Genomic DNA, 26,227 nt, shown 5'->3' with positions numbered 1-26,227 from the left:
CCCCTGTTGCCTCTGGTGCGATTGGCGTGAAGTGGTGCGGGGCTGACCACGAAGGGGAGCGCCAGGCGGCAACGGGTGCGCAGCACGGAAACCCGTGCGTGCCAGCCAGCCGGGCTCGATCGCACCCGTACCCGCCGATCGCCCCTGTCGCCTCTGGTGCGATTGGCGTGAAGTGGTGCGGGTCTGACCACGAAGGGGAGCGCCAGGCGGCAACGGGTGCGCAGCAGCCCCCGACCGGGAGTGCGAAACGTAATGTGGCCCCTCGGCCCGCCAACGACGGTCATAGGATGAAAGGGATGACCACCACCCAAGCAGACAAAAACTTCAGCCTCCGCAGCGTCGCGCTACCGGCATTCGGGCCAGCTGTGCTTTTCTGTCTCGGTGAGGGGGCTGTCCTCCCGGTCATCGCGCTCTCCGCCCGCGACCTCGGCGCATCGGTGGCGGTATCGGCATTGATCGTGACGCTGATCGGTCTGGGTTCCTGGTTCTTCAACATTCCGGCGTCGATCATCACTGAGAAGTTCGGCGAACGATGGTCGATCGTCGGAGCCGGTGCTGTAGGCGCGATCGCCCTCGGAGCGGCAGCCTTTGCACCGCAAATGGAACACGGACTTTGGCTGTTGGCCGCCTCCATGACCCTGGTGGGGATGTCCGCCAGCGTCTTCAACCTCGCTCGGCAAAAATTTCTCACCGAGGCCGTCCCTGTCATGTTCCGCGCGCGAGCCCTCTCGACCCTGGGCGGCGTCACCAGGATCGGCCTCTTCATCGGGCCATTCGTGGGCGCCGGCGTGATGCAGTTCGCCGGGATCAGCGGTGCGTACTGGGTGGGCTTCGGTGGCATGATGGCTGCCGCTGCCTTGTCGCTCACCATCCCGGATCTGGTCGCCCCAAAAGCTGCCGACGGCGGTCCACCACCTCCCGCGTCCACCTTGCGGAACGTCGCGGTTTCCCATGCCGGAGTGTTCCTGACGGTCGGCTTTGGCATCCTCCTGCTGAGTGCGTTGCGTGCTTCGCGACAGGTGGTGATCCCACTGTGGGCGGACCATCTGGGACTTGATGCCACCCACGCTTCGTTGATCTTCGGCTTGTCCGGGGCGATCGACATGCTGGTGTTTTACCCGGCCGGGAAGCTCATGGATAAGAAGGGGCGGCAATGGGTGGCCATCCCGTCCACTGTGATCATGGGGACTGCCTTAATCCTGGTGCCGTTGTCGGCCGGGCTCGTCCCGCTTCTCCTCGTTGCCTTGCTGATCGGTTTCGGCAATGGGATCAGCTCAGGGCTCATCATGACGCTGGGAGCTGACTTCTCGCCGGATAACGGTCGAAGTCACTTCCTGGGCATTTGGCGATTCATGGCCGACTCCGGTGCCACGGGTGGACCCGTGCTGTTGTCCGCGCTGACGGCTGCGATCTCGTTGTCGGCGGGTATCTGGGCCACAGGTGTACTGGGCTTCGCAGCGGCGGTGGTGTTCGCCGTCGCAATTCCACGCCTGAAGCACCGGCGTAACTATTAGCTTTCTTATGGTGGATTAGCCCCAAGCGCCGGGAGCCTCCCAGGTAATTCGCAGGAAAGTCCAAAGTGTGGCTAAACTCATGCTGGCCGCAGTCTCGCGGCCATTTTTCCGCGCTCTTGGGGGCGTTTGAGCAGAGGGCGCTGTCTTATGCAGATCCGACGGAGAGCCCGCATGCGCTCTCAAGTAATTTTTGCCGGCATTATCGCAATGGTGGGAGCCGCCCTGCCGGCGCTCCCGGCCGTCGCGGATGTTCCCCAGCCACCACCTGCCGTCGTGCCGAACAATTCCAAGGTCAGCACGGACCAGTTCATCGTGAGGTTCAAGGAGCGAGACCGCATCCAATCGGCCGAACGGGAGTCCTTCTTCGGCCGTGCCGCAAGCGCCGTGGGCGCCAGCGTCCAAGCTGTGCGAACTACAGCTACGGGCGGTGACGTCATCAAGACGAATCGAAAGCTTGCCCCCGAGGAAGCCGACGATCTCATTTCAGCTCTGGCTGCGGATCCCAATGTTGAGTACGCCGAGCCGGACGTTATTATGCGACCGTATTCCGTGGCGCCGAATGATACTTACTATCCCATCCAGTGGGCCCACTCGGTTGAGCCAGGGGGAATTCATGTCCGGGAGGCATGGGACTTGAGCCAGGGTGAAGGGGGCGTGGTTGCCGTCGTCGACACCGGTATCCTTGATCACAGTGATCTAAACCCCAATATCCTCCCGGGCTATGACATGATCAGCACGGCTGCGGTGGCACGCGATGGCAATGGTCGGGATGCGGACCCCACCGACAAGGGCGACTACAACAGCGCCGGTCAATGCGGTGTAGGAGTGCCTGCAGAATCATCGTCATGGCATGGAACGCATGTGGCCGGCATTATTGCTGCCGTTGCCGGAAATGGTAAAGGCGTGGCGGGTGTAGCGCCCAAAGCCAAAGTAGTGCCAGTCAGGGTGCTGGGATTGTGCGGCGGTTACACCTCGGACATCACCGACGGAATCGTCTGGGCCGTAGGCGGTAACGTTCCCGGCGTGCCGGTCAATCCCAATCCTGCACGGGTTGTCAATCTCAGCCTGGGAGCGGAGGCGGCGTGCCCCTCTTCGTTCCAGAGCGCTCTGGATTTCGCGTCGACGCGCAACGCGGCTGTAGTGGTGGCAGCCGGAAACGAAAACATCGATGCCGCATACGTCAGCCCTGCAAACTGCCGGAACGTAATCACTGTGGCTGCCAGTACTCGCGCAAAGCAACGTGCGTATTACTCCAACTACGGCAATAACGTAGACCTCTCAGCCCCTGGAGGTGACATGAGGTATCAGGTTACCGATGGCATCGTATCCACGCTGAACAATGGTCGAGACGTTGCAACAGGGGAAGAGTATTACATCAAGGCCGGAACCTCCATGGCGGCTCCGCACGTTTCCGCCGTCGCAGCCATGATCACTGTGATGAAGCCATCTGCGACGCCGTTCGAAGTGGAACAGAGGCTTCGCGCCAATATCTCTCTAATGAGCTACTGTGCTGTCTGCGGTACCGGGTTGCTGAATGCTGCGGCGGCTTTGAAGGATGTGTGGATGGATGTGACGCCCATCGTTCCAAGCAAGCCAACTATTGAAGGCAAGCCGCAAGTAGGCGAAACTCTCACTGTCTATACAAGCCCGTGGGTTCCAGTCGGACGACTTGCGATGCACTACCAATGGAATCGGAACGGCGTTCCCATCCCCGATGGTTACCCTTTTTCCTACACCTTGACACCCGAGGACCTGGGTGCGACTTTGTCCATCACTCAAACCGGGGTTCGAGCGGACGGGACATCAGCCTCGGCAGTGTCTGCGCCGACGGCTCCCATTGCTCCGGGGCCGCTAGCTGCAGTAGAGCCCACAATTAGCGGCAGTGCCTACGTCGGCAGTGTCCTTACCGCTGAAACAGGTACTTGGGAACCTTCCCCTGTGGACCACTTCTATCAGTGGAATCTAGGGGGAGCTCCTATTGCCGGGGCAGTGGGAAAGGACTACAGCGTCGTCAACGAGGACGCCGGTAAGCCCATCAGCGTCACAGTGACCGGGAGCAAGGTCGGCTACACAACACAGTCACTTAGCAGTAAGCCAACTGTGGCTGTGGTACCGGCGGACAAAGTGGTTTCCCCCCTACCCGCCACTTTCGCCGAGGCCCCTTACATGCAAGGCGATCGGTACACGATTCCAGCATCTCCGGGTGTTGAGTACCAAGTGGATGGCGTCACGGTAGCAGCGGGGACGCACCTGGCCAGAGGGCAGGTGAGAGTTGTTGCGAAGGCCGAAGATGGATACATGCTCCGAACAGGAGCTCCAGCCCAATGGACCGCTTACTTCAGCATGAGGGGGCCAAACTTTACCGCTCCAGCCGTTTCACCTTTCAAGGATGTCCTGACGACGCAGCAGTTCTACAAGGAAATGTCGTGGATGGCCGATCGGAAAATTTCTGAGGGTTGGGTGGCAGCAGATAAGAGCCGCACCTACCGTCCGCTTACTCCGATAAACCGTGACGCCATGGCAGCATTCCTTTACCGCATGGCTGGTTCGCCCGACTACACACCGCCTGCCCAGTCGCCCTTCAAAGACGTGCTGACAACCCAGCCGTTCTACAAGGAGATGGCCTGGTTGGCGGAGACCGGCATTTCGACCGGATGGACTGTAAATGGCGCACGTTCGTACAAGCCGGTGACACCTATAAACCGTGACGCCATGGCCGCCTTCCTTTACCGGCTGGCGAACAAGCCTGACTATGTGGCCCCGCCGTGGCTGCCCTTCAACGACGTCAGCCCAAGTCAGCAGTTCTACAAGGAGATGGCCTGGATGTACGAATCCGGTATTTCTTCCGGCTGGACTGATGCTTACGGATCACGCACTTATCAGCCCCTCTCACCAATCAACCGCGATGCCATGGCTGCTTTCCTGTATCGGATGCCATAGCGCACGATCGCGAGGAACAAGCGAAAATCAACCGGGGCCGGTTGCAGGACTTTCTGCAGCTGGCCCCGGCCATTTTTGAAGCGATCTCCCAGACTCACAGGGAATTCGCAGGAAAGTCCAAACTGTGGCTAAACTCATGCTGGCCGCACTCTCGCGGCCATTTTTCCGCGCTCTTGGGGGCGTCTTAGTAGAGGGCGCTGTTTTATGCAGATCCGACGGAGAGCCAGTGTGCGCTCTCAAGTAATTGTTGCGGGCGTTATCGCCTTGGTTGGTGCCGCCCTTCCGGCGTTCCCGGCCGTAGCGGATGGAACACCGGCGCCTACGCCGAGTGCCGCACCTAAGACGATGTCCACTAGTTCCGAGGAAATTCCCACGGATCAGTTCATCGTGAAGTTCAAAGAACGGGACGGCATCCAATCCGTCGATCGGAAGTCGTCGTTCGGCCGGGCGGCCAGTGCCGTGGGAGTGCCTGTACAAGCTGTACGCACCATGGCCACGGGCGAAGAGGTGGTCAGGACTGACCGGAAGCTCGCACCTGCAGAAGCCAGCGAACTCGTTTCCACCTTGGCGGCTGACCCGAGCGTTGAGTACGCCGAGCCGGACTCCATCATGAGGCCCTTTGCTGACTCGCCTAATGACACCTATTACAACCTCCAGTGGGCGCACGGCACAGGCAACGGTGGCATGGGCGTACTTGGTGCGTGGGATGTAAGCCAGGGTGAGGGGAGCGTTGTTGCGGTTATCGACAGCGGCATCCTGAACCACAGCGACCTGAACGCGAACGTCCTTCCCGGCTACGACATGATCAGCGAGCCGGAAATAGCCCGCGACGGTAACGGCCGTGACTCAAACCCGCGTGATGAAGGCGATGGGACGTACTACGGGCAGTGCGGCGTGGGCTGGCCTTCTGAAGCGTCCTCGTGGCATGGAACGCATGTAGCAGGAATTATTGGTGCCGTTGCCGGGAATGGCAAGGGAGTTGCCGGGGTAGCCCCCAAGACAAAGATTGTCCCGGTTCGAGCACTGGGTATCTGCGGCGGCTACATTTCAGACATCGCCGACGCGATCGTCTGGGCCGCCGGTGGAACCGTTGCCGGAGTCCCTGCAAACGCCAATCCCGCACGCGTTATCAACCTCAGCCTCGGCGGCCGCGGAGTTTGCCCGGCCTCATACCAGAATGCAACAGATTTTGCCCGCGGCAAGGGTGCCTCCGTAGTAGTCGCTGCGGGCAACGAGAACATTGACGCATCGCAGGTCAGGCCGGCTAACTGCAAAAACGTCTTGGTTGTGGGCGCTACCAAGAAGGACGGCAACAAGGCCTATTACTCCAACTTCGGCGTGAACGTAGATGTTGCTGCGCCGGGTGGCGACATGAGGTTTTCCGGTGCCGACGGCATCGTGTCAACGCTGAACGATGGTCTGGATGTAGCCACGACCGAGGACTATTACCTCAAAGAAGGCACCTCCATGGCTGCCCCGCATGTAGCTGCGGTGGCCGCGATGATGTACTCCAAGCTGCCCGCGCTGACCCCCGCCGACATCGAGCAGCGAATTAAGGAGACAGCCCGGCCGGTCTACAACTGTAACTGCGGGGCCGGTTTTGTGGACGCTGGCAAGGCCCTCAAAATGCTCGCCGAAGATGTAGCGCCCATCATTCCAGGAACGCCCACCATTTATGGTCAGACAAAGGTGGGCGCGATGCTGACCGCCAATCCGGGATACTGGAGCCCAGGCCAGGTACTCAAGAGCTACCAATGGCTGCGCAACGGGGATCCTATTCCCTATCAAAGGCTTGACCAGTATGTGCTTGCCCCCGAAGACGCAAACGCAGTCATCTCGGTGAAGGTAACCGGAGCGAAGACATATGCCGCGAGCGTGTCGGCAACCTCGGCCCCTACTGCCCCCATCACGCCTGCGGATATCTACTCGGTTTCCCCGAAGATCACTGGCCCAGCCTATGTTGGCAGCGTTCTCAAAGCAGACGTGCAGCCCTGGGGACCGGCTCCGGTAGCCCTCGCATACGAATGGAAGCGCAACGAGGATCCGATAGCCGGAGCCACAGGTTCCCAGTACAGCATCACGGAGGCTGAGATCGGCGCGTCGATCACCGTGACGGTGACTGGCACCAAGCTTGGCCATACCACTGTGTCCTTGACCAGCGAAGCGACTGCTGCAGTCCTGCCGGCTGACAAGGCTGTAACCCCCGCAGCAGTTGAGTTCGTGGACGCTCCGCTTACCGACCAGGACACCTACACCATCCCTGAAACGGAGGGTGTTGAGTACCGCGTCGCAGGTGAGGTGGCTACGCCGGGAACCCGTCCAGCAACAGGCCGGATCACGGTCACGGCAGCGGCCAAGGATGGTTTCGTGCTCAAAGCAGGTTCGACTGTGGAGTGGACTGAACGCTTCAGCGCCAAGGGCCCGGACTTTGTGCCTCCCGCTGTATCGCCCTTCAAGGATGTGCTGACAACTCAGCAGTTCTACCGGGAAATGGCATGGATGGCTGACGCTGGAATTTCCAAGGGTTGGGTTGAGGCGGACAGCTCTGTCACCTATCGCCCACTGACCGCGATCAATCGCGATGCCATGGCAGCGTTCCTATACCGCATCGCCGGTTCCCCTGACTACACCGCACCGGCTCAGTCGCCGTTCAAGGACGTATCCACCACCCAGCAGTTCTACAAAGAGATGGCCTGGCTGGCAGAAAAGGGAATCTCCTCGGGTTGGACGGAGGGCGACGGCTCCAAGACCTACAGGCCCCTGACTCCGATCAACCGTGATGCCATGGCGGCATTCCTCTACCGCTTGGCTGAGAAGCCGGACTTCCAGGAACCCGCTACGTCACCGTTCCACGATGTGCTCACCACGCAGCAGTTCTACAAGGAAATGGCTTGGATGCTGGAGATGGAAATCTCCACAGGCTGGCTGGAAGCCAATGGCTCACGCAGCTACAAACCGCTTTTACCCATCAACCGCGACGCCATGGCAGCGTTCCTGTACCGCATGCCATAGCAGTTCATTGAGGTCGTTGATTCCCGACCCTCTTTGAACCAACAACGGCCGCCGAACAACCTGATCAGGTTGTTCGGCGGCCGTTTGGCTTTCAAGGAAGGTCAGGAAGCCACGGATCCCGTTGAGAGAATCCGCGGAGTCTTCCACGCCCGATCAGCAACCTTGCCGGACACCAGAGCCACGGCGATCACCAGCAGCACGAGCCCCCACGTAGCATTCACGACGTCAAGCGCAGACCTCATCACCACGAACGGCGGAACGATGGCCAGGACAGTTCCGGCAACGATGCGCCACATGGCGGGCCGGATCGCACCGGGGGCCAGTGCAGTGCTGGCGAGTTCCAGTCGGACCAGAGGGGTGGAAACCAGCAGCACCATCGCCCACGCGGCCACATAAAACAGTGGCCGGCTGAGCCACCACTCGGTGCCGGCGGGCTCGGGGAACGGCAGGCGAAGGACCAGTGCAATCCCAAACATTGCAATGATCAACGGCAGGTGCCACAGGTAAATGGTCATTGCCCGGCTACCCACCACGAACATCACCTTCTGCACCCAGCTGACGCGGACGCATCGCTGCAGCACCGGATACACGGCTTTCACTAAAAGAATGTGGGCCAGTCCCACCAGGATCAGCGGGAACATGGGCGGGTTTTGGCTGGTCAGCATGTCCACGGGGTAGGGACCGGCGTGCGTCAGCGGAACCATCACGGCGTAGCAGCCGCCAGCGGCAAGAACGAGCTTCCACTTGGCGAAGCGGTCAAAGAAGCCGTCGGCGTAGAAAAACCCCAGCTGTTGCAGAAGTCCCCAAACGAACACCATGTTCAGCAGGCCGATCGGGTTTGAATCGAAGCCCCACGGGTTGCGCTCCAAGCCCAAGCGAAGAACATCAACGACGACGGCGCCCGCAGCCAGCGCTGCGATGGTCCGGTAGGGCGCCGCCTCGTGAAACCTGGCCATCGTAGGAACCATGGCCTGGCAGATCAGGTACGCGGCCAGGAACCACAGCTGCACGCCGGCGCCCGCAGCGATAACGGCGAGCAGATCAGCGGGGACACCAGCCGCCGTCGCACTCCACAGCGCAATGGCGAGGAAGATGTAAAGGGCGACCGTGGGTCGGACCAGTCGCAGCACCCGGTTTCTGAGGTAGTCGCCGGCGTCACCGCCCTTGCGTTGCAGGCTGCGCCACGACGTGAGCGAAGCAAAGCCGCCCACCACGAAGAAGAGCGGCATGACCTGGCCGAACCATGTCCCTTGGGCAAACCAGCTCAGGGATGTAAGGGGATTGCCCACGCCGATGCCGGACTCGTCCACACTGATCCCCATCATGAGCAAATGAACGGCAACAACGGCAAACATGCAGGCGACGCGGATGAAGTCGACCACCAAATCGCGGGAGGCCGAGACGGCGAGACCTTGGGCATCACTTCGGTGCGAGGCGGATCTGAGGGTAGATGACATGGGAGCTCCTGGGGTTAGCCGCTGTTTGTCCATCGATTGGAATAACTGTAACCCATGAAGAACGGCCAGTCGACGTCATCCTCAGAAACGTTGGAACTTACTGGTCAGGATCGGCATGGCCGGGCGTAGCCTTGGAGAGGACCGTACTCGCGATCATTCGAGGTTTCACGCGGCGCATTTCATGAATCCACCCCCCACCAATGAAGGGCAGTGCTGATTGTTATGCACATCAAAGAATTTTGGGACCAGCTCTCACCGGACACGCAGCAGTGGCTCATCGACAATCCGGGAACCATGATTGTGCCGAGGACTGTCACGGCGATCATTAACGGGGAAACGGGAGAGAACGAAGGTGTCGACGCCCACGGTGGCACGCACCTCACGGATGAGGATCGGCACTTCATCCATGAGCAGGCGCGGGCGCGTGCTGGATCTGCTCCTGCGGAGGAGCCCCAGTTCTTCGACTCAGTAGGGCCGGCGGATTAGTACCCTGGGACTGCGCGCCCTTTAGTGCCCGTTGCCCCCGTAACCACTGGCGCGTGGGGCACGAAGGGGTGCGCCGCCGTCGTGCTTGTGGTGCGCGGGGCGCGAAGGGGTGCGCGGCCGTCGCAATAACGCGCTAGCCCTTGCGCGCCGCCAGGCCGAACAGCCACGTGCCGCCGAGCGCAGACAGGTATCCGGCGATCACGATGAAGGCGGTGCCGGCCCAGAAGTAGTCGATGGTGCTGTCTGTGCTGAGGTCGGGCACCTGCAGCAGCGAGTAGACCGCCACGAAGCCGGCGATCACAAGCGCCGCAACAGTGAGCCAGACCCACAGTCGCGAGGCGGCCCAGTGCTCGCCGTACCCCTTCCACACATTCCAGCTGTTGCCGGTGCGGAGGATGAGCCAACCCGCGGGGAGCATGACGGCGGCCACCACCAGGAAAGCGGCAACGACGTCGGCGGGGCGATGCCACTGGTTGATGAGTGTGGAGACTCCCGTGGCTACTGCGAACGTGCTGCCGAGGAAGCCTGCCAGTGGACGCCAGCGGGGCGAAACCATAAGGAACACCGCGGCTGCAGCGGAAGCGGCCAACGTGGTGTGCCCGGAGGGGAGTGAGTTCAGTTCAAGTGTCTGGACGCCGCGGTCGGGCCTGTCCGGGATGAGGAGCTTGAGGATCTGCGTGGCGGCGTTGGCGGCGATGCACGCTGCGACTGCGATTCCGGCTGCGGTCCAGCGTCGGCGGGCGACGGTCACGAAGAGGACCATGATCGCGGCGATGGCCAGTGAGAGCATGGGAAGCATGTCCAGGAATTCGGTGGAGGCCCTGCCGGCTGTTCCGCCCAGTACGGTTGCTTCGACCAGTGCGGACTCGTCAATGAACTGGCCTGCGGTGGTGCGCACAAAGAAGTAGTACGTCGCGGCCAGGCCAACGGCGCTGGCGATCGTAGCGAGGCAAAAGAGGAAGCCTTTGCCGGCGCCTGCGTCGCGTCCTTGAAGCGGCCGTTTGCTCGACCTCCCGCTGGTGCGGAATTGCTGGGAACTCATTCTGACTAGACTGCCACAGTTCTCTGGACGGCTCGTGTGAGTCACCCTCGAGCGTGGCGGGTCCTTGTGAGACGTCGGCAACATTCCTGTGACGCTTGACGCGTGTTAGGTCACAGGTTTAAGCTTCCTAACACGTGTTAGGGAAGGAAATCCACATGTCGGGAACCAATAGGGCTTTGCGTGAATTCACACGCAGAAGTGCCCTCACAGCCCTCGGCGTCGGAATTGTTGGAGTCACCGCGGCGTCGTGGCCACGCTTGACGGGAGCCGACATTCCAGGCCGGGGAGACAACAGCCTCAGCATCGCCATCATGGGCACCGCCGCAGACGCCGCGGCCCGCCAGAAAGTCATTGACGCTTTCGCGAAGGTCCACCCCGAAATCAAGGTCAAGGTCCAAGCGATCCAGGCTGTGGACTGGAAGGACTTCTTCACCAAGATCCTCACCATGGTTGCCGCAGGGACGCCGCCGGACGTGGTGTACGTGGCAACGGAAGGCGCCCAGCTCTTCGCCGAGAAGCTGGCCCACCCGCTGGATGAGTACCTGCGCCGCGACGCCGACCATATGAAGGAATACTTCGAGGACGTTCACCCCAGCCTGGTGGAAGCGTTCATGTACAAAGGCAGCCTGTTCCAGCTCCCCATCGACTGGAACGCAGCCAACATGTACTACAACACTGCATCGCTCCGCTCGGCGGGCCTGGAACGGCCCTCCGACAACTGGACGCACACGGACTTCCGCAGCACACTCGCCGCGATGAAGAAGGCCAAGCCAGCCGACTTCACCCCTTACTACTGGACCAACCGTCTCTTCGGCGGAGTGGTGCCTTGGCTGTACGCAAACGACACCAGCTTCCTCAAGGAAACCAAGTCCCCGGGCGGCGAATGGCTGTGGGACGGCTTCTACGCCAACGACCCCACGCGCAGCCTCCGCTCCGGCGGCTACCAGTGGCTCGAGCCCAACGCCGATGATCCCCGCGTCTTCGAATCCTTCGACTACCTCCGCGGACTCGTCAAGGACGGATTGGGTGTCCGGCCGGAGGAAGGCGGCGGCAGCGCCCTGATCGGCCTCTTCGCCTCCAACAGGATAGGTACGACGCCGGCAGGCGGCTACTGGGTGCAAGGCCTCCACGAGGCGGGGATGACAGAGAACGACTTCGACGTCCAGTTCTTCCCGAAATGGCGGAGCCAGCGCCACCAGTTCGGCACGGCGGGCTACGCGATCATGAAGACCGCCAAGGACAAGGATGCCGCGTGGGAATGGGTGAAGTTCAGCTCCAGCCGCGAAGCCATGCAGATCGTGTTCCCCACGCCGAACACCACGCCCGCCCGCCGCTCAATGGTCAACGAGCAGCTCTACGCCGGAACCGGTCCGCGGAACTGGAAGGTCTTCTACGACACCCTGGACAAGTTCCCCACAACAGGTCCCATCCCAGCGCCACCCCAGCAGGCCGCCGTCGAAACCGCCCTGATGAAAAACGTAAGCCTGGCTGTCAGTGGTGACGAGCGGCAACTCAAGGACGCCCTCAGTTCCATGCAGCGCGACCTTGAACTGGCCCTAAGGAGGCAGCCATGAGCACCGCAACCAGTACACCTACGGGGACGGGGAGCGAGCCGGGCCGCCGCCATGCCGCCCACAAGAACGAACAAGGCTCCAAGCGCGGACGCGTGCAGCAACGCTGGCTACCCTGGGCCTTCCTTGCGCCGACCATCGTGGGCATGGGCATCTTCACCCTGCTGCCGATCGTTGCCTCGATCGCGCTCGCATTCTTCCGCTGGGACATTATCTCAGCACCGACGTTCGTTGGTTTCGACAACTTCGCCGAGGTGGTCCAGGACCCCACCGTCCGGGTGTCGTTCCTCAACACAATCGTGTTCGTGGTGGTGGCTGTTGCCCTCCAACTCGGACTGGCCCTTGGCCTGGCCATCATGGTGCAGGAGAAGCTCCCGGCCTGGCTCAGGGTGTTCTTCCGCTCGGCTTTCTTCTTCCCGTTGATCCTGTCCGCGGCGTCGGTATCGATCTTCATGCGGTACCTCTTCAACGAACAATTCGGCGTCGTGAACTGGCTGCTGTCCATAGTTGGCATCCCAGCGGTTCCGTGGCTGACGACGCCAAGCGGCTCGGCCGCCGTCGTGATTCTTGTGTACGTATGGCAGAACTTCGGGTTCTCGTTCCTGCTGTTCATCGGGGGTCTTGCCTCGATTCCGGTGGAGACATACGAGGCCGCGTCGATCGACGGTGCGACAGGCTGGCGCAAGCACTGGTTCGTCACCCTGCCGCTGCTCAGCCCCACCACCCTGGTGGCCTCGGTCATGGCGATCATCAACGCACTGCAGGTGTTCGACCAGCCCTACGTGCTCACCCGCGGTGGACCCGGCGACTCGACACGCACGGCCGTGATGGTGATCTTCGAATCCGCATTCCAGCGCCTCGAGTTCGGCCAGGCCTCGGCGATCGGCGTGATCCTGACGCTCATCATCATGGCCATCACCGCCGCGCAGTTCCGGCTCAGCAAACGATTCGTCTTCTACCAGTAAGGCCCGCCATGACTACCCTCCAAGAACGTGTCACCACCACGGCGCCTGTAGTAAAGCGGAAGAAGCGCGACTGGTCAGTGGCCGTCCGCGTCATCGTCTTGCTGATCGCGTCCGTCTTTGTCCTGGGCCCCGTGTTGTGGACGCTGTCCACCTCGCTGCGACCGCCGTCGGAATCCTTCCAGCTGCCGCCCGCCTTCCTGCCGCTGAACCCCGACCTGACCTCATACGAGCAAGTGTTCAAGCAGCTCAACATCGTGGCGCTGGTAGTGAACAGCGCGCTCGTTACGGGCCTCATTGCCGTAGGGCAGATGATTACCGCAGCGTTGGCGGGCTACGCTTTTGCCCACCTTAACTTCCGGGGTCGCGGCGCACTGTTCTCCATTGTTCTGGCCACCATGATGGTGCCCGCGCAGGTCACGATCGTTCCCGTGTTCATGCTGATCCGCGGTGTCGGGCTTTCGGACACATTGCTCGCACTCATCATTCCGGCCATCCCGACGGCGTTCGGCACCTTCCTGATGCGCCAGTACTTCATGGGGTTGCCGGGTGAGCTCGCTGAAGCGGCTGCGATCGACGGCGCCTCGCCGTGGCGGACGTTCCGTTCCGTGTACGCACCGCTGGCCATGCCTGGCCTGGCGATCGTGGGCATCCTGGCGTTCAACTTCCACTGGAACGAGTTCTTCAGGCCACTCATCATGACCATCTCCGAGCAGAACTTCACACTGCCACTGGGCTTGGTCTCGCTCCAAGGCAACCTCGGCACCGGAAGCATCTCCGTGGTCCTGGCCGGCGTTGCACTCTCCATGATTCCCGCGCTGGTGGTGTTCATGTTCGGCCAACGCGCGTTGCAGGACGGACTCACCGCAGGCACGGGCAAGTAACTTTCTTGAAAGGGGTTCCGTTGACGGACCTTGCACTCTCTTCCTCCCTGGCTATGGCAGCGACGCACCCGGATCCGGCGTTCCCTCGCTTCCACCCGCGTCCGGCACAGGGCTGGATCAACGACCCCAACGGCATCAGCTACATCAACGGCCGCTACCACGTGTTCTTCCAGTACAACCCTTTGTCCGCGCGACACTCACAAATCCAGTGGGGGCATGTGAGCTCTGCTGATTTAGTGCACTGGGAAGAATACCCAGTGGCCCTTTCACCGCAACCCGGCGGTCCGGACTCCGCCGGGTGCTGGACCGGTGTGGTGACATTGGATGGTTTTGTTCCGACTGCTTGCTATTCGGGTGTCCAGGACCACGGCGGACATTCGCAGGTGGTGATTGCCCGTGGTTCGGCCGATCTGGTGACCTGGAAGCAGGACGGGCACGTTGCTGCGTCCATGCCTGCTGATCCGCTGGTAACCGCTGTGCGCGATCCCTTCATCTTCCACTTCAACGGGGCCCGCTACGCCATGCAAGGTGCCGGCCTGGCCGATGGTCGCGCGGCCTTGCTGCTGTACACAGTGGAGTCCCTTGACGACTGGAAGTACCAGGGGATTTGGCTGACCACCGCCGATCCCGTGGCTGCTGCTCATACGCCGGCCGAAATCTGGGAATGCCCGCAGCTGGTGCAGGTACCTGTGTCTTCTGGTGGCTCGGCGTGGGTCATGATGTTCTCCCTGTGGCTCTCGGGCGACGACCACGAGCACGCCAACGGGGTGGGGCACCTGATCGGGTCCCTCACCGCGGACCCTTTGTCCGGCTTGCCGGTATTTACTCCGTCCTCCGGTGGGAAGGCCGATCTTGGCCGCGACTTCTACGCGCCGCAGATCGTGCAGCTCTCTTATGGTTCAGCTGATTCTTCTCCTGCGGCGCTGCTGTGGGGGTGGGCCAACGAAGGTCCCGGACGTGACGGTCGCCGTGGCCGCACCCAGGAAGAAATCGACGACGCCGGGTGGTCGGGTGTGTTGACGCATCCCCGCGTTTTGTCGGTGGTTGACGGGGCGCTGGTGGTATCTCCAGTGCCCGAGGTTGAGGCGTATCGGGGTGCTTCGGTGGCTACGCGTGCTGCTGGTTCCGCTGTGGTTCCTGGGTTCGCAGAGGTGCTGGTTCGGGGTGCTTCTGGTGCTTCTGCCGGTTCCGGTGCCGGTTCTGTGGAGCTGGTGCTCGGTTCGGGCGCCGATGCTCAGGTGGTCTACTCAGGTTCCCTGGCAGCGGGCGAAGAGTTGCGGATCTTCGTCGATGCATCCCTTGTTGAGGTGTACCGTTCTGGTTCCGTCGCCACCACCCTTCGGGCCTACCCGGCCCCGGGGGAGGAATGGCAGCTCACCTTGCCCACTGGTGCGACTGCCGACGTGTGGGCGTTGGCCCTCCCGGCGTAGGCGGCAGGCCGGCGTCGTCCGTGTGTTGTGGGGCCCGTTGTGCAGGCTTGGGGTGTGTTTTGGGGTGCAGAGTGGGCCTCGCAACGGGGGTGTCGTGTGTTGTGGGGCCCGTTGTGCAGGCTTCGGGTGTGTTTTAGCGTGCAGAGTGGGCCTCGCAACGGGGGTGTCGTGTGTTGTGAGGCCTGTTGTGCATGCTTGGGGTGTGTTTTGGGGTGCAGAGTGGGCCTCGTAATGAGGGGTGTCGTGTGTATTAGCGGGTGGGCGCGGGGCCGGTTGATTCGCGAGTAACCAGGCGGCAGGGGACCATCGTTTCGGCCGTGGTTCCCTTTCCTGCATCTGTGCCCTCGATCGCGTCCAACAACTTGGTCATGGCTGTCCGACCGATCTCCCGGAGGGGCAGTGCCATGGTGGTGAGAGAAGGAACCATGGTGTCGGCAATCCGGTTTTCGTCGTCGTAGCCCATGATGGACAGGTCCTCGGGAACGCTGAGTCCCAGGCGCGCTGCGGCGAGGGCGACGCCGACTGCCAAGCGGTCGTTCGCGCACATGATGGCCGTCGGCCGATCAGGCGGGGACACGCCGTCGAGCAGTTTCATGGTGCCACGGTAACCGGCGTCGATGTCCCAACCGGCCATGAAGATCCGATCTTCACGGATCGGGGCGTGGGCCGCGGCGTGCGCGTCGCGGTAACCCTGAACGCGCAAGCGGGCTGCGGGCGAATCCTCTGACCCGCCCAGCAGCGCGATGTCCCGGTGGCCAAGCGCCAAAAGGTGCTCCGTGGCCTCCCTGCCGCCAGTGAGTTCGTCCGGAATGACGTGATGCAACTGAGGCTGGGCGTGGTTGTCGTAGCAGTTGGCCAGGACCGATGGGACGCGGAGCATCCCGTGCGGGACGTCGATGGGTTTCAGGCCAACGGTCACGTACATGAGCCCATCAACCTGTCGGTCCAGGAGGGTTTCAATGGCGCTCGCATCCCTGGCGGTGTCCCGCTCAGTGTCCATGACGACGGTAACGAACCCGCGGCTTCGGGCAACATCATCTGCACCGCCGATGATGTTGCCATCGAAGGGGCTGACCACTACTTCATCGGCCAGGATGCCGATCACCCGCGACCGTTGATTCCGCAGGCTCAGGGCGATGGCGTTGGGGGAGTAGTTGAGCTCCTCAGCCGCTTGCCGGATTCGATCTTGGCTTTCCTTGGCCACGTTCCCATCGCCGCGCCCGTTCAGAACCAGCGACACCGCGCTTCTGGAGACGCCCGCCCTTTTGGCGACGTCCAGTGCGGTGGCCTTGCGGTTCATGGGAAAGTCCTTCCGTACTCTAGTGTCAGCAGTCTACCTAACGCGTGTGAGGGTTCACCTTGGGAGTTATGTCGAGACCGAGTACCCAAGTTGGGAGTACATCGACTGCATGAAGTTGGACATCCAGATACCGGTGACCACCATGCTGATAACAAACACGGCGATTGTGGCCCACACAGGCCACAGCCCCCGCTTGGGCGCCACTTTGTTGACGATCACAGAGCGGCCGATCACGTACACAAGCGCGCTAAGGAAGGCCCAAGCCCAGTGGAAAGGACGTACGACGCCGGACTTGAGAAGGCGTTGACGGTCCAGGAAAGCGAACAATACGGAGAGTCCGTAAATCAGGAAGCTTGAACCCATCAGCAGGAAATAAGCGGGGGTGTACATGGAGAAGGGGTCCATGGTGGTAACCCCCTGCCGGGTGGTGATCATCTTGAACTCCGGCTGCCAGGTCAAAAGGAACAGGATGGAGACCAGTGGCATCAAGGTGATTGCCCAGATGAACGGGTTGTACACCGGCGTCTCCGGGCGGAGCTCAGGACGCGGCACCGGGACCGGTGCCTGAAACTGACCGGGCGCCTGGAATTGAGCGGGCGCTTGGTGCGCTGTCCAGGCGCGTCCATCCCACCACCGGACGAAACGCGGGTCCGAAGGATCCGGGTACCAGCCGGATGGCGTAGTCGAACCGGGCATTGATTGAGTCATTCTTCCCCCACTTTGAGTCGTGGTTCTGAGAATATCGCGATTGCCGGCTCTCGCTTGCCTGGAGCCTCTCCCCAGTCGCCATGTGGCGGTGTAAGGATGGAGCATGAGCTTCTTCGACGACCTCCCCGAGCAGCCCGCGCGGCCGCGCCAGCCGCAGCCCGTCCAGCCCGGCTGGTACGGACCGCCGTCGGACGAACTGCCCGGAATTGCGCGCGTTGGCGGGTTCGTCCACAAGAGCGCGCGGATGGTGGTGGTGCTGAAACTCGTGGAGGTTTACTCCACCGGTTGCCTGGTGGACCTGGTGTGGTCGGTGCGACGGGGCACCGAATCGGACCAGGAATGGCGGGAAATCGTAGAGGAGAGCTACAACCACCCTCGATCCAGCCTGGACACCAGGACGGGGCTCGAATTGGGAGTCGCTTTTCCGGACGGACGCAAGGCTGTCGCTGCCATCCACGGACCGTCGTCCTTCCAAGAGCCCGACGACGTCACTGGCCCTGTTCTGACAACCTTGGGCGGCGGTGGGGGGAGCAACAACGACGAGTATGTCCAGTTCACCGGTCGTTATTGGTTGTGGCCCTTGCCGGTGGAGGAGGACACGACCCTGGTGGTGCGCTGGCAGGCGTTGGGGATACCAGAGAGCTCCTTTGTCCTGCCCGGCGAGCAGTTGGCTGAAGCGCGGGAACGCCTGCTGAACTACTGGAACGAGTAGCTTTTCCACATAGCCGAATTGGCCTGCAGAGGGGGCGGGAGGCCGCCGGTACAGTGGCAATATGCCTGAACTTCCCTCCCTCGAAGAACTCCTCGATTCCGCCCACGTAGTCTCGCTGCCCATGCGCGTGAAGTTCCGGGGCATCATGGAGCGCGAGACACTCCTCTTGCAAGGACCGCACGGTTGGGGTGAGTTCTGTCCCTTCCCCGAATACGACGACGACGAATCCTCCCGCTGGCTCGCGGCCGCCTTGGAAGCGGGCTGGCTGGGTTTCCCCGCCCCCGTCAGGGACAAGATTCCGGTCAATGCCACGGTTCCAGCCGTTTCGGCGGAGCGCGTCCCCGAAGTGCTGGCGCGTTTTGGAAGGGTGGATGCGGTCAAGATCAAAGTTGCTGAGCGGGGACAGAGCCTGGGGGACGACATCGCCCGGGTTAACGCGGTGCGTGAAGCCCTTCCCAACGCAGCCATCCGCGTGGACGCCAATGGGGGATGGGACATTGACCAGGCCGTGGAAGCCCTGGGCAAGCTTTCCGCCGTTGAACTCGAGTATGCCGAACAACCTGTTCCCACCATTGAGGGCTTGGCCGAGGTCCGTCGTCGCCTCGCTGCCGCCGGTACGCCAGTCCTTATCGCTGCCGACGAGAGCGTTCGGAAGGAAGACGATCCCCTGCGTGTCGCCCGGGCTGGGGCAGCTGACCTCATCGTGGTCAAGGTCGCGCCACTTGGGGGAGTAGCACGGGCCCTGGACATCGTGGAGCAGGCCGGGCTGCCCGCCGTCGTGAGTTCCGCGTTGGACACCTCGGTGGGCATACGTGCCGGGCTTGCGCTCGCAGCCGCCCTGCCGTCCCTTCCCTATGCATGCGGCCTTGGCACCGTTTCGCTGTTCAACTCGGACATCACGTTGGACCCGCTGGTGGCCGACGACGGCGCCATCCAGTTACGCGAAACGGTGGCCGATCCCGGGCTGCTTGAGCAGTATGCGGCACCCGTGGAGCGCCAGGACTGGTGGCGGGACCGACTCAGCCGGGTGCACTCGGTACTGGCGCGAAACAAGCACGGTTTGTTCACCGGGTCTTAACCAGAGCGACCTCTCAATTTCGGTTTCCGCTGAAAAGCTCAGCGGGAACCTCGTACATCCTCTGGAAGGTCTTCCCCCATGTCTGAAACCACCGGACGCACGTTTCCGCTGCTCCCCATGCTCGGCCACACCAAAGGCAAGCGCAGCGCTGTCACCTGCGCGTTGAAGTGCGACAACGCCTGCTCGGGCGATGTCTGCAACACAAGCGCCAACGGATACTTCCGCGATATCGCTTCAACGGCTATGTCCCGCCGCGCAGCCCTGGGGCTCGGCGCAGCAGGAGCGCTCGCCATCGTCCTTGGTGGCGCCGTGACTGGTGGAGACACCGCCGTGGCCGACTCCGGCAACGGACTTTCTGATGCCGCCAAGAAGGGCTTCGACAAGTCCAAGCTCAAGTTCACTGCCATCAAGCCGGTAGACGCTGCAGTAGACGCCTTCACCGTGCCCGAGGGGTTCGACTGGAAGCCGATCATCCGCTGGGGCGACCCCCTCTTCGCCGACTCGCCGGCCTTTGACCTCAACGCGCAGACTGCAGCCGCCCAAGCACGCCAGTTCGGTTACAACAACGACTACACGGATATCCTGCCGATCCCCGGATCCAAGGATCGCCGTGCCGTGCTCTTCAGCAACCACGAGTACACCAACGAGAACATCATGCTCCCCGCAGGCTTCGACCCGGCCGAGGCGCGGGCAATTGGCCGCGCCGGACACGGGCTGGCCGTGGTGGAACTCGAGCGGAAGAACAAGAACAAGCCATGGAGCTACGTCCAAGGCGCACCCCTGAACCGACGTTTCCTTACCGATACTGTCTACGAGCTGACCGGACCCGCAGCCGGCACCAACCTGGTCAAGACCATTGACGACCCCGCCGGCCGCTGGATCAAGGGCACCCTGGGCAACTGCGCCGGCGGAACAACCCCGTGGGGAACCATCCTCTCGGGTGAGGAGAACTTCAACGGCTACTTCGCTGCCCCTGGTACCAGCGACGGTGACAAGCGCTACGGAATTTCGTCGAAGGCAACCACTCGTCAGTGGGAACTTGATGAGCCGCGCTTCGACACCCGCAACTCGGGCTACGCCAACGAAACCAACCGCTTCGGCTGGATCGTGGAAGTGGACCCCTTCGACCCCACCTCCACCCCCAAGAAGCACTCCGCCATGGGCCGCTTCAAGCACGAGGGCGCCAACGTCATCGTCGCCCCTTCCGGTCACGTAGTTGCTTACATGGGCGACGACGAGCGCTTTGACTACCTCTACAAGTTCGTTTCCAAGGGCAAGTACCAGGCCGGTGACTCCAAGGAAGCACGCAAGAACAACATGGGCCTGCTCTCCGAGGGCGACCTTTACGTGGCTCGCTTCACGGGTAATTCTCCTGCGGACATTGACGGTACCGGCAAGCTTCCCGCAGACGGTGCCTTCGACGGCACCGGCGAATGGCTGCCGCTGGTGGTCAACGGCACCTCCGCTGTGCCGGGCATGACCGTGCCTGAGGTCCTTGTCTACACCCGCATCGCCGCTGACAAGGTTGGGCCCACCAAGATGGACCGTTGCGAAGATGTTGAGCCCAACCCGCGCACGGGTAAGGTCTACGTTGCCTGCACCAACAACACCGATCGCGGCAAGGCCGGCAAGGAAGGCGCCACCGAGGTCAACCCACGCAACCTGAACCGCGATGGCCACGTCGTGGAAATCACCGAAGGACGCGAGCAGACGGGCACCAAATTTAACTGGAACCTCCTATTGGTGGCCGGCGATCCCGCCAAGAACACCTCCACGTACTTCTCCGGATTCCCGTCCGACAAGGTTTCACCCATCTCCTGCCCGGATAACGTGGCCTTCGACTCCGTGGGCAACCTCTGGATCTCCACCGACGGCGCCCCCGGCACCATCGGCTACGCGGACGGCCTGTTCAAGGTCACCCTCGAAGGTCCTGAGCGCGGCAAGGTGGAGCAGTTCCTCGCCGTTCCCCGCGACGCCGAAACCTGTGGTCCGATCATCCACGACGAAGAGCGCACCGTGTTCGTCGCCGTGCAGCACCCCGGTGAGGACGGCTCGTTCGCAGCACAGAATTCCTTCTTCCCGGACTACGTGCCTGCCGGGGCTACACCCGCAGCGGGCGCAGCAAGGGCTCCGCGTCCCTCCGTGGTGCAGGTCTTCCGCAAGTAACGCCTGTCGTTCCCGATTCTGACGAATGCTCCCCCTCCCGGCTCCCCTGGGTGGGGGAGCATTTTGTCGCCCTGAACCTTCTCTCACATCCCACGGGTTTGGGCCCGTCGCTCTTTCACTTCCCACGGGTTTGGGCCTGGTCGCTCTTTCACGTCCCGCCTGTTTGGGCCCGTCGCTCTCGCACATCCCACGGGTTTGGGCCCGTCGCTCTTTCACGTCCCGCCTGTTGGCCTGGTCGCTCTTTCACTTCCCGCGGCTCCCTGTCGCCCAAGCCCGCCAGCACCAGTGAGAGAGGCCTGCCGGTTTGGGGCTGGGATGTGAGCGAGCGTTTGGGGCCGGGAGCGCCAATAGACTGGAACGGTGACTTCCCAGGACTCTCTAACATCCATCGGCGCCGCCCGGATCGCCGTTACAGCGCTGCTCGACGGCGGTGTGCGGCACGTGGTGGTGGCGCCGGGTTCGCGTTCAGCGCCCATGGCCTACGCCCTGGCGGAAGCGGAAGCTGCAGGCCGCGTGCGGCTCCACGTGCGCATCGACGAACGGGACGCCGGGTTCACAGCCTTGGGCCTGGCGCTTTCCACCGAGGCGCCGGTGGCTGTGGTCACTACCTCCGGCACAGCGGTGGGCAATCTCCTGCCTGCAGTCATGGAAGCCAACCATTCAGCTGTCCCCGTGATCGTCATCTCGGCAGACCGGCCCGAAGAACTTCACGGAACCGGGGCGAACCAGACCACCATCCAACTGGACCTCTTCGGCGAGCACGTGCGATTCGCCGTCGACGTCCCGGCCGGTGACCACCCGCAGAAGGCTGTTGCCACCGCACTCTACGCAGCCACCGGGGCCCTCGAAGACACCCCTCCGGGCCCCGCCCAAGTGAACCTTGCCTTCCGCGATCCATTGGTGCCGGCGGACGGCGACGCCCTTCCGGTCGCCGCAGGACACGGGGTGTTCCATTACGACGCCGGTCCCCAAGCGCTGGATCTTCCGGCAGCATCCACCCACCTCGTCGAGCGACGCACCGTGGTCCTCGCGGGCCACGACGCAGGCCCTGTCGCGGAGGCTTTTGCCCGCGCCCATGGCCTGCCGCTGCTGGCGGAACCTTCATCGAACGCACGCTTCGGGCCGAACGCGGTGGGGCCGTACCGAGTACTGTTGGCACATTTCGGACCTGATTCGCCGACGCCGATCGAGCGCGTGGTCCTGTTTGGCCGGGCCACTCTCTCCCGCCCGGTGGCTGCCCTCCTGGCACGCGCGTCTGTTGAGTCCGCCATTTACCAGCCCGTCCCGGTTGCTTGGTATGAGGCCGGCCGGCGGCGTGAAACCCCCATCGAAACGCTGCCCGAGCTAGCCGAATTTGCTGGGCGGGGCTCCGCCGATTGGCTCGATTCCTGGCTTCTCGCAGGCGCTGCCGCCCAGCACGGCCTCGATGGCGTGCTGTCGGGGGAGAGCCTCGCCAACGGACCATCAGTCGGGGCCACCGTCTGGGAGCACTCCCGCGGGCAGCTGGTGCTCGGTTCCTCCAACGGCATCCGCGATGTCGACCTCGCCGGTCAACCTCACACCGAACCCATCGCTACGGTGTACGCCAACCGTGGCCTCGCCGGCATCGACGGCACCATCGCCACGGCCACCGGAATCGCCCTGGGCAGCGGACGCGAAACCACGGTCCTCTTGGGCGACGTCACCTTCCTCCATGACGCCGGCGGGCTGCTCCTCGGCCATGGCGAACCTGTGCCGGACCTCCGCATCGTGGTGCTCAACGACTCCGGCGGTGCCATCTTCAGTCTCCTCGAACACGGGGCGGTTGAGGACTCAGGCGCCTACGGCACCGCCGTCGAGCGCCTCTTTGGCACCCCGCACTCAGTGGACATCGCGGCACTCGCCGCGGCGTACGGCGTCGGACACCAAGCGGTGAGCACGACGGCGGAACTCGCCGCGGCCCTGAAGTCGCCGCTGAAGGGGCGCGCCATTGTGGAGGTGCGCGTGGACCGGGCGGGCCTCCGCGAGCTCCATGCCCGGATCAAGGACGCCATCTCGGCCGCAGTGGGCCAAGTCCTGACAGCGGGCTAGTCCCCTGCGACACCCAAATACGCCTGCGCCTCCAAAATCCGCGAACGCTGCGCATACAGATCCACGCTGCGCCGATTCGGGTATCCCCCGTGAATTTGGGTGTCGGCTAAGACTTTGAGTGTCGTGAACCGGATTGCGCGGCGTCCGGTTTTGGTTGTCATTGGTCCGTGTCAGCAGCGGCGGTGGGTCGGGAGTTTCCACATACGGCGGAGAGAGCCTACTCAAGGCACCGGCAAAGCCGAAGGCTGGTGCTATGCGGAGCCTACCCAAACTGATCCTCGCCAAGGACCTGTCACTCATCGGCGGGGATTCCCGGAAACTGTCAGAGGCAGCCAAGGCGGGAAAGCTTGTGAGAATCAGGCATGGGGTGTATGTCGACGCACAGAAGTGGGCGCTGTTGGAGAGTTGGGATCGCTATGCCCTGAGGGTCGAGGCGGCGGCGGAGACATTCACGTCCGCCACCGTGTTCTCACACCATTCCGCGGCCAGCATTCATGGCATTCCGACCATCCTCGGACGACAACCCATTCACGCGCTCAGTTCCTACGCCGGCGGAGGGAGGTCCAGGGCAGGTGTTCGACGGCACTATGTCAGCGATGGCCACCAGGAAGCTGCGGAAACGAACGGTTTCCTGGTGACCAGCCGGATCAGGACGGCATTGGACATCGCAGCCTCCGTGCCATTTGCCGAGGCCGTTGTTCCCATGGATTTCCTTTTATCCCCTGGACGTCGTCGCAAACCAGTAACGAAGGATGAACTGTTGAATGCCATTGATGCCCGGTATTCGAAGGCTGCCGCCAAACGCGTGGCAGCGGTTGTTCAGTTCGCTGTTAAAAATTCAGGTTCGCCGGGGGAGTCCTACTGCAGGGGACTCATGCATCTCGCCGGTTTCGCTGCTCCCGAGTTGCAGTATGAAGTTCGAACGAAAGTAGGGGTCGTCTACACGGACTACTACTGGAAGGACGTCAGGTTGGTGGGGGAGTTCGATGGCCGCGAAAAGTACATGAAGGCGGAGTACTTGAAGGGACGTACGCCTTCCCAAGTAGTGATCGAAGAAAAGGACCGCGAGAATGCCATCCGCGCCACCGGCCGAAGTGTGTTCCGGTTGGTGTGGAGTGACTTGACAGTTGGCAAGCTGGAACGCGAGCTTGTGGCAGCCGGGGTTCCCCGCCGCCGTCGTGCTTCATTAGGACACCCAAATTCGTAGGCGAGACGGGAACGGGAGGGCGACCCCCAAATATGGGTGTCGCCCTCCCGTTTCAGTGGCGCGAACGAAGAGGCGTGGCGCCAGCGAGTTAGGCCTCCTCGACGCCAATGTGCGTGGGGTCGAGGACGCGGCGCAGGAATTCCTTGGTGCGGGGCTGGGTGGGGGCGCTGATGACGTTCTCCGCCGGCCCTTCTTCCACCACAACACCGGCGTCCATGAAGACCACACGGTCGGCAACTTCGCGGGCGAAGCCCATCTCGTGCGTGACCACCAACATGGTCATGCCTTCCTGGGCCAGCTTGCGCATGACGGCAAGGACGTCGCCCACGGTCTCGGGGTCCAGGGCAGACGTGGGCTCATCGAAGAGCATGAGCTGCGGGTCCATGGAAAGTGCACGTGCGATGGCGACGCGCTGCTGCTGGCCACCGGAGAGCTGGTCCGGGAAGCGATCGGCGAGGTGTCCCAGGCCAACGCGTTCCAGGTTGCGGCGTGCCACATCCGAAGCCTCGGACTTGGACCGCTTGAGGACCTTGGTCTGGGAGATGGTGCAGTTGTCCAGGACGCTGAGGTGCGGGAAGAGGTTGAAGTGCTGGAACACCATTCCCACGCTTCGGCGCATCTTGTTGAGGTCGACGTCGGGGTCGGTGGCTTCAAACGAACCCACGTTGATGGTGCCCGCGTTCGGCTGCTCAAGCAGGTTGACGCAGCGAAGGAGAGTGGACTTGCCTGAACCCGAAGGCCCGATCAGGCAAACAACCTGGCCCGGTTCAACCGTCAACGAGATGCCTTTGAGGACCTCGTTGCTGCCGTAGGACTTGCGCAGATCCTTGATATTTACGCCGGCGGCGCGAACGGTGGCCGTGCTCCCAGTGGAGTTATTCATGACTGTCCTGCCTATCGCTTGGTCCGCGCGGAGCGGCTTTCGAACTTCCGTGCCAGGAGGCTCAAGGGGATGGTGATGACCAGGTAGAAGGCTCCCGCCACGAGCAGCGGCGTGAGACCGGCACCGAGGCTGGAGATTCCGTCGCGGCCAAACTTGGTGAGCTCGTACTGGGAAGCGGTGAGGCCCAGGACGTAGATCAGCGAGGAGTCCTTGGTGAGCAGGATGATCTCGTTGGTCAGCGGCGGCAGGACGATCTTGAACGCCTGGGGGATGACGATGGAAACCATCGCCCGCCAGTGCGGCATGCCCAGCGAACGGGCGGCTTCCATCTGGCCCTTGGGCACAGCCTGAAGGCCGGCGCGCAGGGTTTCAGCGATGTATGCGGCAGCGACCATACCCAGCGACACCATCACGATGATGTTGACGTCCCACTGGATTCCGAAGGCCAGGGGAACGCCGTAGCCGAACGCGATGAACACCAGCAGGGCCGGAACGCCGCGGAAGAACTCGATGTAGCCGGTGGCAAGCCAGCGGTACAGGGGGAACGATGAGAGCTTCATCAAGGCGAGCAGGAGGCCGCCGGACAGGCCCACAATAAAGCCGAGGGCCGTGTAGATGAGGGTGTTCTTGAGGCCCACCAGGAAGATATCCGGGAACATCGGGCCGATCTTGGCGAAGTTGAAGACGCTGGTGCCTACCGTCTTCCAGTCCACGGCAATAATTACGGCGGCCACGGCCACAACAAAGATTCCGGCCTGGACGTACAAACTGACTTTGGCTCGTTGACGTGCAGTCATTGCCATGG

General features: G+C 62.5%; 19 protein-coding genes. 13 read left to right on the top strand and 6 right to left on the bottom strand.

Annotated elements, in window-relative coordinates:
- Window positions 1-296: 296 nt before the first annotated feature.
- From KCX59_RS16795 to KCX59_RS16785, 3 genes are all read left to right on the top strand, one after another.
- Window positions 297-1,514: an MFS transporter gene (locus KCX59_RS16795; RefSeq protein ID WP_179019528.1), complete on the top strand. Its 1,218-nt coding sequence runs from the start codon at window positions 297-299 to the stop codon at window positions 1,512-1,514.
- 171 nt (window positions 1,515-1,685) lie between these two features.
- A complete protein-coding gene (locus tag KCX59_RS16790) occupies window positions 1,686-4,454 on the top strand; it encodes a S8 family serine peptidase (RefSeq protein WP_256871614.1) in 2,769 nt (922 codons plus the stop codon).
- Window positions 4,455-4,658: 204 nt separating this feature from the next.
- Window positions 4,659-7,466, top strand: a complete 2,808-nt coding sequence (locus KCX59_RS16785) for a S8 family serine peptidase (RefSeq protein ID WP_179019531.1) — start codon at window positions 4,659-4,661, stop codon at window positions 7,464-7,466.
- 101 nt (window positions 7,467-7,567) lie between these two features.
- Here the strand turns inward: KCX59_RS16785 and KCX59_RS16780 are convergent, their stop codons facing one another.
- Window positions 7,568-8,923 (bottom strand): acyltransferase family protein, encoded by a 1,356-nt coding sequence (locus tag KCX59_RS16780; protein ID WP_179019533.1) that lies wholly within the window; start codon window positions 8,921-8,923, stop codon window positions 7,568-7,570.
- Between the two features lie 222 nt (window positions 8,924-9,145).
- Here KCX59_RS16780 and KCX59_RS16775 point away from each other — a divergent pair, with 222 nt between their 5' ends.
- Window positions 9,146-9,409 (top strand): hypothetical protein, encoded by a 264-nt coding sequence (locus KCX59_RS16775; protein ID WP_218649809.1) that lies wholly within the window; start codon window positions 9,146-9,148, stop codon window positions 9,407-9,409.
- Window positions 9,410-9,542: 133 nt separating this feature from the next.
- On the opposite strand, the gene KCX59_RS16770 is transcribed toward KCX59_RS16775, so the two are convergent.
- Window positions 9,543-10,451 (bottom strand): phosphatase PAP2 family protein, encoded by a 909-nt coding sequence (locus KCX59_RS16770; protein WP_370629251.1) that lies wholly within the window; start codon window positions 10,449-10,451, stop codon window positions 9,543-9,545.
- A 155-nt stretch (window positions 10,452-10,606) separates the two neighbouring features.
- On the opposite strand from KCX59_RS16770, the gene KCX59_RS16765 reads away from it, so the two are divergent.
- From KCX59_RS16765 to KCX59_RS16750, 4 genes are read left to right on the top strand one after another with little or no spacing between them, the layout of a single operon-like run.
- On the top strand, window positions 10,607-12,025 hold the full coding sequence (locus tag KCX59_RS16765) for an ABC transporter substrate-binding protein (RefSeq protein ID WP_179019537.1): 1,419 nt from the start codon (window positions 10,607-10,609) through the stop codon (window positions 12,023-12,025).
- Window positions 12,022-12,987: a carbohydrate ABC transporter permease gene (locus KCX59_RS16760; protein ID WP_091469285.1), complete on the top strand. Its 966-nt coding sequence runs from the start codon at window positions 12,022-12,024 to the stop codon at window positions 12,985-12,987. Before KCX59_RS16765 ends, KCX59_RS16760 begins: the two co-directional genes overlap by 4 nt.
- Before the next feature lie 8 nt (window positions 12,988-12,995).
- The gene (locus KCX59_RS16755; RefSeq protein ID WP_179019539.1) at window positions 12,996-13,868 is read left to right on the top strand and encodes a carbohydrate ABC transporter permease; all 873 of its coding nucleotides are present in this window, start codon (window positions 12,996-12,998) and stop codon (window positions 13,866-13,868) included.
- 20 nt (window positions 13,869-13,888) lie between these two features.
- Window positions 13,889-15,298 carry a glycoside hydrolase family 32 protein gene (locus KCX59_RS16750; protein ID WP_179019541.1) on the top strand — a complete coding sequence of 470 codons (1,410 nt, stop codon included), beginning with the start codon at window positions 13,889-13,891 and terminating at the stop codon, window positions 15,296-15,298.
- Window positions 15,299-15,548: 250 nt separating this feature from the next.
- Here the strand turns inward: KCX59_RS16750 and KCX59_RS16745 are convergent, their stop codons facing one another.
- Complete coding sequence (locus KCX59_RS16745; protein ID WP_179019543.1) at window positions 15,549-16,598, bottom strand: LacI family DNA-binding transcriptional regulator; 1,050 nt, start codon at window positions 16,596-16,598, stop codon at window positions 15,549-15,551.
- A 66-nt stretch (window positions 16,599-16,664) separates the two neighbouring features.
- Window positions 16,665-17,294, bottom strand: a complete 630-nt coding sequence (locus KCX59_RS16740; protein WP_256871615.1) for a DUF2510 domain-containing protein — start codon at window positions 17,292-17,294, stop codon at window positions 16,665-16,667.
- 115 nt (window positions 17,295-17,409) lie between these two features.
- Between KCX59_RS16740 and KCX59_RS16735 the strand changes: the two genes are divergently transcribed.
- The 5 genes from KCX59_RS16735 to KCX59_RS16715 all read left to right on the top strand — a co-directional run bounded on the left by KCX59_RS16735 (window position 17,410) and on the right by KCX59_RS16715 (window position 24,539).
- Complete coding sequence (locus KCX59_RS16735) at window positions 17,410-18,018, top strand: hypothetical protein (protein ID WP_179019546.1); 609 nt, start codon at window positions 17,410-17,412, stop codon at window positions 18,016-18,018.
- Window positions 18,019-18,079: 61 nt separating this feature from the next.
- Window positions 18,080-19,096 carry an o-succinylbenzoate synthase gene (locus tag KCX59_RS16730; protein WP_179019548.1) on the top strand — a complete coding sequence of 339 codons (1,017 nt, stop codon included), beginning with the start codon at window positions 18,080-18,082 and terminating at the stop codon, window positions 19,094-19,096.
- Between the two features lie 78 nt (window positions 19,097-19,174).
- Window positions 19,175-21,262 carry a PhoX family protein gene (locus KCX59_RS16725; RefSeq protein ID WP_179019550.1) on the top strand — a complete coding sequence of 696 codons (2,088 nt, stop codon included), beginning with the start codon at window positions 19,175-19,177 and terminating at the stop codon, window positions 21,260-21,262.
- A gap of 360 nt (window positions 21,263-21,622) precedes the next feature.
- The gene (menD, locus tag KCX59_RS16720) at window positions 21,623-23,332 is read left to right on the top strand and encodes a 2-succinyl-5-enolpyruvyl-6-hydroxy-3-cyclohexene-1-carboxylic-acid synthase (protein WP_179019552.1); all 1,710 of its coding nucleotides are present in this window, start codon (window positions 21,623-21,625) and stop codon (window positions 23,330-23,332) included.
- Between the two features lie 253 nt (window positions 23,333-23,585).
- On the top strand, window positions 23,586-24,539 hold the full coding sequence (locus KCX59_RS16715; RefSeq protein ID WP_179019554.1) for a hypothetical protein: 954 nt from the start codon (window positions 23,586-23,588) through the stop codon (window positions 24,537-24,539).
- Window positions 24,540-24,627: 88 nt separating this feature from the next.
- On the opposite strand, the gene KCX59_RS16710 is transcribed toward KCX59_RS16715, so the two are convergent.
- Both KCX59_RS16710 and KCX59_RS16705 read right to left on the bottom strand, forming a co-directional pair.
- A complete protein-coding gene (locus tag KCX59_RS16710) occupies window positions 24,628-25,422 on the bottom strand; it encodes an amino acid ABC transporter ATP-binding protein (protein ID WP_179019556.1) in 795 nt (264 codons plus the stop codon).
- A gap of 11 nt (window positions 25,423-25,433) precedes the next feature.
- The gene (locus tag KCX59_RS16705; RefSeq protein ID WP_017197162.1) at window positions 25,434-26,225 is read right to left on the bottom strand and encodes an amino acid ABC transporter permease; all 792 of its coding nucleotides are present in this window, start codon (window positions 26,223-26,225) and stop codon (window positions 25,434-25,436) included.
- Between the last annotated feature and the right edge of the window lie 2 nt (window positions 26,226-26,227).

It is taken from the genome of Paenarthrobacter nitroguajacolicus (genome assembly GCF_051027655.1).
GTDB lineage: Bacteria > Actinomycetota > Actinomycetes > Actinomycetales > Micrococcaceae > Arthrobacter > Arthrobacter nitroguajacolicus.
This window is presented reverse-complemented; position numbering and strand designations above follow the sequence as displayed.

Bases quoted from the DNA above. Each gene is read 5' to 3' on its own strand.
- KCX59_RS16795 (WP_179019528.1), top strand. From the start codon at position 297: ATGACCACCACCCAAGCAGACAAAAACTTCAGCCTCCGCAGCGTCGCG.
- KCX59_RS16790 (WP_256871614.1), top strand. From the start codon at position 1,686: ATGCGCTCTCAAGTAATTTTTGCCGGCATTATCGCAATGGTGGGAGCC.
- KCX59_RS16785 (WP_179019531.1), top strand. From the start codon at position 4,659: ATGCAGATCCGACGGAGAGCCAGTGTGCGCTCTCAAGTAATTGTTGCG.
- KCX59_RS16780 (WP_179019533.1), bottom strand. From the start codon at position 8,923: ATGTCATCTACCCTCAGATCCGCCTCGCACCGAAGTGATGCCCAAGGT.
- KCX59_RS16775 (WP_218649809.1), top strand. From the start codon at position 9,146: ATGCACATCAAAGAATTTTGGGACCAGCTCTCACCGGACACGCAGCAG.
- KCX59_RS16770 (WP_370629251.1), bottom strand. From the start codon at position 10,451: ATGAGTTCCCAGCAATTCCGCACCAGCGGGAGGTCGAGCAAACGGCCG.
- KCX59_RS16765 (WP_179019537.1), top strand. From the start codon at position 10,607: ATGTCGGGAACCAATAGGGCTTTGCGTGAATTCACACGCAGAAGTGCC.
- KCX59_RS16760 (WP_091469285.1), top strand. From the start codon at position 12,022: ATGAGCACCGCAACCAGTACACCTACGGGGACGGGGAGCGAGCCGGGC.
- KCX59_RS16755 (WP_179019539.1), top strand. From the start codon at position 12,996: ATGACTACCCTCCAAGAACGTGTCACCACCACGGCGCCTGTAGTAAAG.
- KCX59_RS16745 (WP_179019543.1), bottom strand. From the start codon at position 16,598: ATGAACCGCAAGGCCACCGCACTGGACGTCGCCAAAAGGGCGGGCGTC.
- KCX59_RS16740 (WP_256871615.1), bottom strand. From the start codon at position 17,294: ATGCCCGGTTCGACTACGCCATCCGGCTGGTACCCGGATCCTTCGGAC.
- KCX59_RS16735 (WP_179019546.1), top strand. From the start codon at position 17,410: ATGAGCTTCTTCGACGACCTCCCCGAGCAGCCCGCGCGGCCGCGCCAG.
- KCX59_RS16730 (WP_179019548.1), top strand. From the start codon at position 18,080: ATGCCTGAACTTCCCTCCCTCGAAGAACTCCTCGATTCCGCCCACGTA.
- KCX59_RS16725 (WP_179019550.1), top strand. From the start codon at position 19,175: ATGTCTGAAACCACCGGACGCACGTTTCCGCTGCTCCCCATGCTCGGC.
- KCX59_RS16715 (WP_179019554.1), top strand. From the start codon at position 23,586: ATGCGGAGCCTACCCAAACTGATCCTCGCCAAGGACCTGTCACTCATC.
- KCX59_RS16710 (WP_179019556.1), bottom strand. From the start codon at position 25,422: ATGAATAACTCCACTGGGAGCACGGCCACCGTTCGCGCCGCCGGCGTA.
- KCX59_RS16705 (WP_017197162.1), bottom strand. From the start codon at position 26,225: ATGGCAATGACTGCACGTCAACGAGCCAAAGTCAGTTTGTACGTCCAG.